This window comes from Aestuariibacter sp. A3R04 (assembly GCF_018860805.1).
Taxonomy (GTDB): Bacteria; Pseudomonadota; Gammaproteobacteria; order Enterobacterales; family Alteromonadaceae; genus Alteromonas.
Genome location: NZ_JAHKQR010000016.1, coordinates 331,007 through 343,539, shown reverse-complemented (window position 1 = coordinate 343,539; position 12,533 = coordinate 331,007). Strand labels below are relative to the sequence as shown.

Sequence of the window (12,533 nt, the reverse complement as noted above, 5' to 3'; positions counted from 1 at the left end):
CATCATCGGCCCTGACTTAACCCGGTGAGGTGAGTTTTAGTGGGTCCAGTAGTGTGCTTAGCTCGTCTCTTGAGATATCCGTCAACTCTTCAGCCACGTCAATAACCGGGCGCTTAGTTTCGTAGGCTTTTTTGGCAATGTCTGCGGCCTTGCGGTAACCAATAACAGGGTTAAGTGCCGTGACCAGTATGGGGTTTTTGTGAAGTGGTGCGGCGATGTTTTCTTCGTTTACAGTAAAGCCGGAAATGGCTTTGTCGGCCAAAATAGTGGCACTGTTTGCCAACAGTTCCAGGCTGCTGAGCAGGTTAGACGCAATCATAGGCAGCATGACGTTTAATTCGAAGTTACCCGACTGGCCACCCACTGTAATCGCGGTGTCATTGCCCATCACCTGTGCCGCTGCCATGGCTACTGCTTCGGGGATCACCGGGTTTATTTTACCCGGCATAATTGACGAACCCGGCTGCAGTGCGGGCAGCGCAATCTCCCCTAACCCCGCCAGAGGCCCGGAGTTCATCCAGCGCAGATCGTTGGCAATTTTCATCACAGTCGCGGCGGTTGATTTTAACTGTCCCGACAAGCTAACAGCCGTGTCCTGTGACCCAATGGCAGCAAAAAAATTGTCTGCTGAGGTAAAGTCGATTTGTGTGATCTTACTCAACGCCTGGTTAAAGCGAATGGCGAACTGCGGGTGAGCGTTCACACCTGTGCCCACTGCGGTGCCGCCAAGTGCCAAGCGCTGAATGGTGCTCTGGAAGTAACCAAGGTGAGCCATCTGCTGGTTAATTTGCGCCTGCCACCCTCTCAAGCTCTGATCCATGCGCACAGGCATGGCGTCCATCAGATGCGTACGCCCGGTTTTGCAGTAACCTTTAAGGGTATCCGCTTTAGTGGCAATGGTCTTTGAGAGATGCTCAAGGGCGGGCAGAAGATCTTTATTCAGGGCCAGCGCCGCACTGACGTGAATAGTGGTAGGGATAACATCGTTGCTGCTTTGACCGTAGTTAACATGATCATTGGGGTGGATGTTTGTGCCGGTGAGGCGATAAGCCAAGGTGGCTATTACCTCGTTAGCATTCATGTTAGTGCTGGTACCTGAGCCCGTTTGAAATATATCGACAGGGAAGTGTGATAATAACTTTTCGTCGTTGAGCAGGGCCTCACAGGCACGAATAATGCCATCGTGTACGGATTGATCAATACAGCCTAAATGCAGGTTGGCCATGGCAGCCGCTTTTTTTACCTGAATAAGGGCGCGAATAAAGGGCAGTGGCATGGTGTGCCCGCTGACGGGAAAATTGTCTACCGCACGCTGAGTTTGCGCGCCATAGAGGGCATCGGCAGGCACCTTTAAGGTTCCCATGCTATCTGACTCTTCTCTGAAGTGTGACATTTTGCTCTCCTGTTCGTACGCGGTTTTACGTGTGATTGGGGCATTGCTTATTGATGTGTCTATCTAAGTTAAGTTGAACGGTCACAACACTCATTTGGTTTAGCTTTCGATGGGTTAATCTTCATTTCATCGCAGCACGTAGTAAAGAATGTGCATCATAATTTATGTTGGTTATCATATTTATGAATGATAATTATTATCATTTTCTATGTTGAGACCGGCATCTTATGGTACTGTTTTACATGTTTAAAATGCGGAGTGAAGCAATGAAACAAATGATTCTAATAGCGACAACGCTGTTTAGTGGCCTTGCGCTGGCGGAAGACTGTGCAATGACAATCGACAGCACCGACACCATGCAATTCAGCACGTCGGAAATGGTGGTACCCGCCAGTTGCGACAGTTATACAGTAACACTAAAACACACTGGCACATTGCCCAGAAATATCATGGGGCACAACTGGGTATTGTCTAAAACCGCTGATGCACAGGCCATCGCAGGTGATGGTGTGGGCGCAGGGTTGAACAACGATTACATCAAGCCTGGCGACGGGCGTGTTATCGCCTATACCAAAGTAATTGGCGGCGGTGAAGAAACCTCCGTTACCTTTGATGTGAACGCCCTATCTGCTGACGAATCGTATCAGTTTTTCTGTTCGTTTCCCGGCCATATTGGGGTGATGAAAGGGGCGCTGAAGGTTCAGTAATAGTGCTCTGGCCGTCACCTGCTTGCGCGCTCCTAATGTTATTCGTGGTGCGCGCTTTGTTTGGCATACCAGGCAATGTATAAATACCCGGCAACAGGAACCACAAAGCTAAACTGCACGGCTGTCATGTCTGCTACCACGCCCTGTAACAAGGGCACAATAGCGCCTCCGACAATGGCCAGACACAATAAACCTGCCCCCTGTGCTGTATCTGTTCCCAACCCCCGAATACCCAGGGAAAAGAGAGTGGGAAACATGATGGAATTGCAAAGTCCAATCAGCACTACCGCCCACACTGCAACATTTCCACTGGCAAACATAACCGTGATCAACAATGCGATGGCGGCGAATGCGTTGAACATTAATGCCGAAGAGGCGTTGATGAACCGCATCGCGAATGACCCTGCGAATCTTCCCACCATTGCACTTCCCCAATAGAGACCAAGATAGCCTGCGGCCTCACTATGACTCAATCCGGCAACGGTGTCGTCGGCCAAAAAGCTAATAATAAAACTGCCCACTGATACTTCCGCACCTACATACAGAAAAATCGCAACTGCACCTAATACGAGATGACGATGATGAAAAAGCCGTGATAGAGGTTGGCTTTGCTGGTTGGCATCATGGGCCTCTACAGTCAGTTTGGGAAGTGGGTAAAACTTGAAAAACAGGGCTACCACACATAGCGCCAGAGCAATAGACAGATAGGGAACTTGCACTGACTCCGGGTTTGCAGTACTGCCTTCTGCGGCGGCACCTACAATAAACAGCGCCCCGAAAAACGGTGCCGCAGTATGTCCAACAGAGTTCATGCCCTGACAAAAGTTTAGCCGGCTTGATGCCGTTTTTTCATTTCCCAGCGCTGCCACGTAGGGGTTTGCTGATACCTGCAAAATTGTGATGCCGCTGGCCAGTACAAATAAACCCGCCAAGAAGAAGCTGTAAGTTTTAAATGCTGCAGCAGGATAAAACAATACGCATCCCAGCGCTGTAACCAGCAAACCTGCAATGATACCCCGCTTGAAGCCGATTCTGGCAATGATTTTACCGGCCGGCAATGAGATCAAAAAGTAAGCGCCAAAAAAGGCTAGCTGCACAAGCATGGCCTGGGTGTAGTTCAGCGAAAACGCACTTTTCAGGTGTGGAATAAGTACATCATTCAGGCTGGTGAGAAACCCCCAGAAGAAAAACAGTGCAGACATAGTGACTAAGGGCGTTCGTATAGAGGGAGAAGTGGATTGCGTAGTCATGGAAAGCCTGCTTCTTGTTAAATGATATGGGTACGGTCTTACCGAATGTGTCTATGTTGAGGCCTTTTTGTTGTTTTGGCAATACCAATTTTGGGGTGGTTTACACTTTAAACAGTTTTTTCGCGACAATTTAGTTGTGCTGTGATAGTGATTTCGCAAATATTAACCAGACAGTGATACTATTTATACCATTGAATAATAGTATTTTTCATTTGTTTTTAAAGGTTTTATTTGATTTGTGAATTGGTTATGTAAATAAATGGTTGTAAAATTTGAACGTGTATGTTTTATTTGTTTGGCCTTACCAGATTGGTAGTGCCTGTTGAAAGCCGTTAAATTGCGAAAAAAGAAACTGCAAAATGTTACCAATAGTCCAGCAACCAACAGCGAAACGTTTGTATCTGCAAGTCGCCGAGCACATTATGGCGCGGGTCCAACGCGAAGCGCTCAAAGCCGGTGATAAGTTGCCTTCAGAGCGAACCCTCGCGGAGGAACTCAATGTCAGTCGTCCGTCGGTACGGGAAGCCATGATCGCTCTGGAAGTCAATGGCATTGTTGAAATTCGCCCGGGCTCGGGCGTGTACATGGCAAATACCTTCGAGCAACACGAGCTATGCACAGATGAAACACTACCCGGTCCCTTTGAAATTCTCGAAGCCAGACTACACTTCGAATCTGAGGCCGCAAGCCTGGCTGCGCAGCGTATATCGGTGGAAGAGATTGAACAGCTGAGGGCGTTTCAAAAAGCAATGCAAATGCTGGAAGATCAGGATTTGGGCGAGATGCACAATGTAGACCGTCAGTTTCACGAATTGATTGCAAAAGCTACACGCAATGCCAGCATTATTGAGATTATCAGTTGGCTGTGGTCGTTAAAAAGCCACTCACAAATGAATAAAACCTTCGATACGCTGATCAGAAACTGGGGCACCACGTCTGTGGTGTCGGACCACGATAAAATTATCGATGCACTCCAACAGCGAAACCCCGAGCGTGCCCGAGCTGCCATGCAGCAACATATTCAGCACGTTATTCACGAATTCTCCGCCTGTAAACTGGATGATGAAGACTAACGCATCTTAAGACACAGTACGATTTGATAGGACGTAAGCATATGAAGTTAAGCAAACAGCTAATCCCTGCGCTGGTGATGACAATTCCCATGATGGGGTGTCAGCAGGCGAATGAAGTGCAAATGTCGGTTCCAGCTTCGGCCGAAGTCGGGGTACAACAAGAGCCGGTTGATTTAGTGTGGCCGTGGCTCGATTCTGCCAATTCCCGCTGGTTTTACTTTAATTCAGCAACCCGTCCTTTCGGCATGGTTAACCTCAGCCCTGATACGGAAATAAACGGTGCATGGGGAAGCGGTTATCGCTATAACACGGAAGAAATAAAAGGGTTTAATCACGTTCATGCCTGGCAGTTGGCGGGGCTATCCGTTTTCCCTGTATCCCAAAATAGCAATATCAGCAGCATAGAAAAAGACTACTTCTCGCCTTTTTCCCACGATAACGAAGTCGTGAAAGCGGGCTATCACAAGGTCACGTTAGACCGCTACGGCATTGATGCTGAGCTTACCGCTACAAAACGAGTTGGCTTTCACCGCTATACCTTCCCCACGTCTTCGTCCACGCCGCGTCAAATTTTGCTTGATATGGACGGACAATTTGGTCCATCGGCCTTGTCAAAAGGGCATTTTACACAACTATCAGAAACGGCATTTTCAGGTTCAGTTATTAATGCGCCCACTATTCGCCGTCCAAGGCCCACACCGGTGTTCTTTTATATTGAAACCGATTCGCCTATGGCGGTGAGCGAAACCGATACCGCAGTTTTGCTTACCAGCACTGCTAAGCACAATGAAATCAAAATGAAAGTGGCTATTTCTTACGTTGATGAAGCCGGGGCCAAAAACAACATGGCATCGGAGTTAGCTGGTTGGGATTTCGACGGAACTGTTGCAGACGCTCGTGAAGAATGGAATGAATGGTTAAGTCGGGTGCAAGTGACGGGGAGCGATGAGAAAACCCGTCAGCGCTTCTATACCGATTTATTTCACGCACTACAGGGGCGCAGAACCATTTCTGACGCCGATGGACGATATTCTGATCAAACTGCTCAAACCCGGAGAATTGGCCAGATACCCCTGGATGAAAATGGTGAGCCGGCGTTTAGCCATCACAACTCTGATTCCTTCTGGGGCGCGCAGTGGACAATTCAAACTCTGTGGCCGTTAGCCTATCCGGAAGTGGTATCTGACTTTACCAATTCCATGTTAATGATGGCCAAAGACGGCGGCATGGTACCTCGCGGTCCGTCGGGCGGGAACTATACCTATGTGATGACGGGGGCGTCCTCCACGCCGTTTATTGTTAGTGCCTACATGAAAGGCATTCGGGATTTTGACGCCGGGAGTGCGTTTGAAGCGTTGAAGAAAAATCACTTGCCAGGTGGCATTATGGCCCGAGCCGGATATGAGCACGACACCGCTGTTGGAGGGGGCTTGAGTCACTATATCGAAGCGGGATATGTGCCCTATCCACTACCTGAAAAAAGCAAAGCGTATCATCAGGATGGCGCCGGACAAACCCTTGAATATGCTTATCAGGATTACACCCTGAGTCAGTTTGCACAGGCACTGGGTAAGTCCGCTGATGCAACAGAGTTTGCCCAACGCGCAATGAACTACAAAAATCTTTACGATGTTCAAAGTGGGTTTATGCGACCAAAAAATGTGGATGGGGCGTGGAAAACACCGTTTGACCCGTATCAATACCAGCATGGATTTGTTGAGTCTAATGCCGCACAAATGACGTGGTATGTTCCTCACGATATAGCTGGCCTGGCTGAACTCATGGGCGGTAAAGCGATGGCGGCGGAAAAGCTTAACGCTGCGTTTGAAGAAGCCGCCAGGCTGGGGTTCACGTCTGGCACTGCTCACGACAAGGAAACTCACGAAGAGTATCGTCGCATACCAATAAACTACGGCAATCAGCCTTCGATGCAAACGGCGTTTATTTTCAACGCCCTTGATGAACCCGCTAAAACCCAGTATTGGACTCGGGAAGTCATCAACAACGTTTACGCTAAGTTGTCACCGGAATTTGGCTTTAATGGCGACGAAGATCAAGGGTTAATGGGCTCGTTGTCAGTATTGATGAAAATTGGGTTATTCCAGATAGATGGCGGTGCCAGTATTAACCCGGTTTATCAAATTGGCAGCCCTATTTTTGATCGCATCGATATTGCCCTTAGCGACGATTATTACTCTGGTGAGCACTTTGTGATTGAAACGGTGAATAACAGTGACGAAAATCGCTACATTCAGAAAGCATGGCTAAATGGCAAACCGTTGGATCGCTTCTATCTTACCCATGAAGAAATCACTTCTGGAGGCACCTTACGGCTGGAAATGGGACCACAACCTGCTTCCCACTAGTTGATCGATGCCGCGTAATGTGAATGATGTGCGGGGACTAAAAAAATAGTACCCCGCTCACTCCGGCAATGGTGCCATACAGCAGCATTACCCAAACTGTTTTTGTTAAGATTTCGCCGTCTTGTTTATTGAGGGCCAAAATGGAGGTTACAGCGACAATATTGTTAATACACACCATATTGCCCATGGCCGCGCCTACTGACTGCATGGCCAGAATAGTGGTTACCGACAGCCCCAGTTGAGAGGCAATGGACGCCTGAATGGCTGCGAAGGTCAAATTTGATATGGTGGCAGAGCCAGAGAAAAAAGACCCCAGTGCGCCGAGGAAGGCGGCGAAAAAATCCCACTTTGAGCCGGTAAGTGACGCCAGGTGCTTGCCGATTTGCTCCACCGCACTCACGCTGTTGTTGTCTGTGTTATTGCTTAGCATCATTATGTTTACAAACACCAGGGCGCCAAAGAGCGCTAAAACGGGTTGTTTCATTCTGACAGCGGTATCAGCAAAAACCTTGCCGGCTTCTTTTACCCGATAAAGCCAAAGCGTAGCCAGACCCATTACCAGAAAAGGGAGAATTGATGGCACATACAACAAACTGTGCTGCCAGTTCGCCGCAGTATGAAAAATACCTTTCAGAGACAAAACCAGTGAAGCGCTTACGCTAAACTGACCAAGATAACCCAGTGAAAGGTCAGCCGACGGTGAGGTGGCCTGCAAAATACCCTTTATTCCGAACTGGTGAATGCGGGTAATAATGAGCATTACTACTGTGCCCCAAAGGGGGAAGCCGGCTTTAATCAGAGACAGCTCGCCGCTTTCGCTGTTGGGGTGCTGGGTTGTTGACATTTCGACACAATGCAAGCCAACGTTGTAGTGGGCCAGCACCAATGTGATGAACAGCCCAATGGCACCACCGATGAGCGAGGGAAACTCTGTACTTACCATACTGAGTAGCAGGTAGGGCAAGGTGCAGGAAAGCACTGACAACACCACAAATAGGGCGTTTTTCCACAACAGGTTTAACGGTCTTACCACAAAAGCCAGTCCGGCGAATACCACAAAGGGCGCAGCAACGGTGTTTATGACAGCCGCTTTTACGCTAATCTCCGAGAGTGCTTGTGCACTGAGATCCACCACCGAGAGCCCAAACCAAATAGGCGTGCCTACGGCGCCAAAAGACACCGGAATACTGTTCATGATCAGACAAAACACAGCAACTCTGAGGGCTGGGAAACCCAGTGACATTAAAATGGGCGCCGCGATTGCCGCGGGTGTACCAAAACCACTGGCTCCTTCAATAAGGAATGCGAACGCCCAGCCAATGATCATCAGTTGCGCCACCGGATTTTGACTAACCCGGTTCAGTCGGGCGCGGATAGTGTTTAGTGCGCCGGTCACTTCCATGCACTTAAATAGAAAAATCGCGCCGGCAATAATGGATATGGGAGTCAGTGCAGTAAGTAGCCCGCTCAACACATTGGCGTTCACCCACGTAAGGTTGTAGTGCCAGGCAAAAATGACTACCAGGTACGCGACAAAAGCACACAGAGGCAGGGCCCGACTAGCAGCCATACTGTTCTTTTTGCTCATTAGTACAACGAGCAATACGATAGGAAAATAGGCAAAGAGTATTGAGGGCATGGCGTGGAAAGAGCGAATGGCTGATACGTTATATCAGTATGTCAATTAACGAAGCGGGATAAAAGGGAAATGTAAAACACAAACAAAGCTGCTGAAACACTTGTTTGGCAGATGGCAGCGGGCATTGCCGCTGCCCAAAGGTTACACCTTAAAACGGTTTACGTTACTTTCAATACGTTGAGAGGCCGAACTGACACTCGCACTGGCTTCGCCTGAAGTCTCTATGGTTTTCATCACCTGCTGGCTAAGGGAATTTAATGCAGATACCGTTTGATTGAGATTATCCACTACCTGGCTTTGTTCTTCTGTTGCTGCAGCAATTTGGTAAATGCGGTCATTGGCACTGACCACTGAGGAAGTTACCTGATTGAGCCTGTCATTTAGCGTATTTGATATATCGACAACATCCGCCATTTGCGATGAGCCCGTTTCAATGGCATCTACTACCTCCGCAACCCCTTTGTTTAAGTTGATGAGCATCTCGTTGATATCTGTGGTGGCTTGCTGCGACCGGTTTGCCAGTGAACGCACCTCGTCGGCAACTACGGCAAAGCCCCTGCCTTGCTCACCGGCGCGGGCAGCTTCGATGGCTGCATTCAGTGCCAGCAAGTTGGTTTGTTCTGAAATGCCGCTAATGACTTCGAGCAAGGAGGAAATTTGTTTCGTTTCCATTTCAAGTTTTTGAATGACAGTACTGGCGTGATTTATGGCTTTGGAGGTCTCTGTTACTGTGGAGACGGAAGAAGCCACCGCCTCCTGACTATTACTGGCATCTTCATTTGCGGCCTGGGTATCGCCAAGGGCCACTTGCGTGTTGTCGGCTACTTCTCTTAGAGCATGGCTTAGCTGATTGACGGCTGTGGCAATTTGGTCGAGGTTATCACGTTGTTCTGAAGCAATACTGGTCACGTCTTTAGATGACGCTAACATGGCTTTCTCTGCCTCAGTCAACGACATAGCGTCTTCTTTAATCAGTGAGATAAGACGCTGAAGATTGTCCATGAGGGCATTGAATGCACGGGCAACATCGGTGATTTCGTCCTTCCCCGTGGTTTTTATCCGCTGCGTCAGATCTCCCTCGCCTTTGCTGATGGAATCGAGCATATCCCGCAAGGTGTGGATGCGTTTGGTAATAAGGCGCGGGCCCACCACAATAGTTACCAAGCATGCCAGTACCGCCAGAACAATGGCAATAACAAGGTAAACGGTTTGCTGGTCGCTGGAGCGAAGATTCGACTGGGTCATATTATCTGCGAGCTGTTTCACTTCCTCACCTACGCGGTCGAAATTGCCGCGCAGCGTTTCAAACAGGGGCATACCTACGTTGTGATAGTCATTGGCCGCTTGGGTAATATTTCCGGCTTTTACCAGTGCCAATACCTTGGAATTGGCAGCCTCCCAACTCTGAAAATCCCGCTTGTATGAAACCGACTGAGCTGTCACAGAAGGAAAATCCTTTGTCAGGCGAAGCACCTGTTCCATTCTGTCTTTGGCTTGCTGTACGTTCTCTTCGTAGTCGGAAATAAGCGATGCCGATAACTTGGACTGATCGAGCTGTGCAGCTAGCATCAAATCGAGAAAGGCGGCGTGCGCCTGGTATAAATCACGGTCAGCATTTAATGCAGCACTCAACGACTGGGTAAATATTGAAGACAGGGTTTTGGTGTTATGAGACAAAAATCTGCCGTTCGAAATACTGATAAAACTGACTATAAGTATGAGTACAGCTACAAAGCTTGTAGGTACTGCCAGCTTTTTACGCACTGTCATATTATCGAAATTGAGCATAGCTTCCACTTAATAAAAAAATTGATGTTGCCAGACATTCACAACTGTTTACTCACTTTAAAATAGCTGATGTTTTTACGTTGCGCGAGTCTACTTTGCGCCAATTTAGTGCGTTGTGATAATACCCACAACGGTGCACTAATACGTAAACCCAACAAAAGGAGTAGCGCGTTATTACGACATAGCACCTATAATTATCACGTACACCACAGAATTTATTTTTCATTGTTTAAAAGGTTTTTTAATGGGTATATCGAAGATTGTTGCGCTGCCAGTAGTTGGTGGCCTTGCAATGGCGCCTGGCGCATCGCTTCAAGCAGAAGAGCTTGAATTGGATTACAGCGGCTCGGTGAGGGCGCGTTACGAAACACTGAACAATCCCATTTTCCCCACCACCGAAGAAGCGCGGCCAAAAACCAACAACCGGCTTTCTACCCGCATTCGCTTAAAGGGCGAGGCGAATTATGGCAGTTGGAACGCCACCGTGGAAATAGAAGATTCTCGCGCTTTTCTGGACGATAACGACCCAACACTGAAGTCTTCACAGGTAAATGCCCTGGAGCCAATACAATTTTTCATAAGTTACAAAGGGATCAGCAAGCATGTCGAACGCATTACCGCAGGACGCCTTACGCTTGACCACGGCAGTCGTCGTCTGATGGCCAGAACCCGGTATCGCAACGCAACCAATACCTTTGAAGGCGCATTGGTCGACACCAACTGGTATGACTGGAGCGTAAGAGGGTTCTATCTGCAGCCCGTTTCCCGTTTTCCGGCAGATGCCGCTTCAATTGATAGTAACGAGCGGGCTTTCGATAAGAGCTATAGCAACCGCAAGTTTTTTGGTGTGTATGCTGAGTCAGACGACAAGGCGTGGAAAATACACAGCTATTGGCTGAAAGAAGACGATTCGCCAGAGTTGGCTACCAAAAATCGCGATTTATACACCTTGTCTGTGGACTATTCAAAAAGCTTCGCTGCAGGCTGGAAGGGCAATATTGAGGCAATAGGTCAAACCGGTACAGCCCGGCAGTCTTCGTCTGCGTCAGATACTACCGATCGCGATGTCAGAGCCTGGATGGTCCATGCTCATATTGGAAAGCAAATTTCAGACACTACGTTCGTACGGGCAGAAATCGATGCCGCCAGCGGTGACGACGACGCTACCGATGACAAAATTAACGCCTTTGATTCACTCTACGGTTTGCGCCGATTTGATTATGGCCCTACCGATGTTTACCAGACTTTCCCCCGCAGTAACATACTGGCGCCGGGCTTGAGAAGTGTGACTAAGCTGGGCAGTCTCCACAATATAATGGTGGGTTACAAAGGCTTGTGGTTACAAAACGTAGCAGCTGGCGAAGACGATTTTCTCGGCCATCAGTTAGAAGTGCGCTGGCGCTATCAGGCGATGAAACCACTGCGTCTGGAGTTTGGCGGTGCGTATCTGGCAAAAGGCGACGCCCTTGAAAGCGGTGCTTACCCGGACGACGCCATGTATGCCTACACCGGGTTTATGTACTCATTTTAATGCCTGGGCAGGGGAGTTTGCCGAATCTTTGTCGAATTCCCTTTTGCCCTTAGGTACACTGCACGCCTTCGACACACTTCGTGGATTAACACTTTGCACAATTCTGTGATGGCCCTTCGCCTGCGAGAACTGGCGAAATCAACCCGACCATTTGTTACCCGGGGTAGTCGGGTTGTGCGCTGCGAAGGGTGTTTATTGCCAGAGAATACCTGTATTTGTGCTGCGCGCCCGACTCCGGTAGCGAAAAGCGCGTTTGTGTTTTTAATGGCCAAAGGTGAGTGCTACAAGCCCACCAACACCGGGCGTTTAATTGCCGACGTGGCAGAAGAAAACTACGCGTTTAGCTGGTCGCGTACCGAGCCTGAGGCGTCACTGCTCGCGTTGCTGCAAAACCCCGTCTATGCCCCGATCATTATTTTTCCACACGACAACACGCCTGCAGAGAGACAAATACACGAGGTACCGGAGGACGAAAGCAAAATTCCACTTTTCATTATGCTGGACGGCACCTGGCGCGAGGCGGGGAGAATGTTCAGAAAAAGTGCGTATTTACAAACATTTCCGGTTTTGGGTATTCAACCTGAGGTCGCGTCCGATTACGCTCTGCGGGAAGCGGCCCATGCTCATCAGCTTTGTACTGCTGAAGTGGGTGTGGAAGTGTTGAAGCTCGCCGGAGAGGACGTGGCGGCAGAGCAGTTGCGGTCTTACTTTGAACACTTTCGACACCAGTATTTGATGGGGAAACCGCACAGTAAGGCACGACACCCCGAATAGGCTTCCTTCACG

Annotated in this window: 9 protein-coding genes; 5 read left to right on the top strand and 4 right to left on the bottom strand. The window is 48.9% G+C overall.

Annotated features, from left to right (window positions below; translation table 11 throughout):
- Positions 1-16: 16 nt before the first annotated feature.
- Positions 17-1,393: an aspartate ammonia-lyase gene (locus KO518_RS18500; RefSeq protein WP_216027329.1), complete on the bottom strand. Its 1,377-nt coding sequence runs from the start codon at positions 1,391-1,393 to the stop codon at positions 17-19.
- Positions 1,394-1,659: 266 nt separating this feature from the next.
- On the opposite strand from KO518_RS18500, the gene azu reads away from it, so the two are divergent.
- The gene (gene azu / locus KO518_RS18495; RefSeq protein ID WP_216027328.1) at positions 1,660-2,100 is read left to right on the top strand and encodes an azurin; all 441 of its coding nucleotides are present in this window, start codon (positions 1,660-1,662) and stop codon (positions 2,098-2,100) included.
- Between the two features lie 38 nt (positions 2,101-2,138).
- On the opposite strand, the gene KO518_RS18490 is transcribed toward azu, so the two are convergent.
- The gene (locus tag KO518_RS18490) at positions 2,139-3,350 is read right to left on the bottom strand and encodes a sugar MFS transporter (protein ID WP_252736274.1); all 1,212 of its coding nucleotides are present in this window, start codon (positions 3,348-3,350) and stop codon (positions 2,139-2,141) included.
- A 359-nt stretch (positions 3,351-3,709) separates the two neighbouring features.
- Here KO518_RS18490 and KO518_RS18485 point away from each other — a divergent pair, with 359 nt between their 5' ends.
- Positions 3,710-4,423 (top strand): FadR/GntR family transcriptional regulator, encoded by a 714-nt coding sequence (locus KO518_RS18485; RefSeq protein WP_216027327.1) that lies wholly within the window; start codon positions 3,710-3,712, stop codon positions 4,421-4,423.
- Positions 4,424-4,464: 41 nt separating this feature from the next.
- Entirely contained in the window at positions 4,465-6,789 is a 2,325-nt protein-coding gene (locus KO518_RS18480; protein WP_216027326.1) for a GH92 family glycosyl hydrolase, read from the top strand.
- 37 nt (positions 6,790-6,826) lie between these two features.
- Here KO518_RS18480 and KO518_RS18475 read toward each other — a convergent pair whose 3' ends face one another.
- Together KO518_RS18475 and KO518_RS18470 are read right to left on the bottom strand one after the other, a co-directional pair.
- Positions 6,827-8,428: an L-lactate permease gene (locus KO518_RS18475; RefSeq protein WP_216027325.1), complete on the bottom strand. Its 1,602-nt coding sequence runs from the start codon at positions 8,426-8,428 to the stop codon at positions 6,827-6,829.
- A 141-nt stretch (positions 8,429-8,569) separates the two neighbouring features.
- Positions 8,570-10,216 (bottom strand): methyl-accepting chemotaxis protein, encoded by a 1,647-nt coding sequence (locus tag KO518_RS18470; RefSeq protein ID WP_216027324.1) that lies wholly within the window; start codon positions 10,214-10,216, stop codon positions 8,570-8,572.
- 244 nt (positions 10,217-10,460) lie between these two features.
- On the opposite strand from KO518_RS18470, the gene KO518_RS18465 reads away from it, so the two are divergent.
- Positions 10,461-11,747, top strand: a complete 1,287-nt coding sequence (locus tag KO518_RS18465; protein WP_252736273.1) for an alginate export family protein — start codon at positions 10,461-10,463, stop codon at positions 11,745-11,747.
- Between the two features lie 108 nt (positions 11,748-11,855).
- On the top strand, positions 11,856-12,521 hold the full coding sequence (locus tag KO518_RS18460; protein ID WP_216027421.1) for a tRNA-uridine aminocarboxypropyltransferase: 666 nt from the start codon (positions 11,856-11,858) through the stop codon (positions 12,519-12,521).
- The last annotated feature ends 12 nt before the right edge of the window (positions 12,522-12,533 follow it).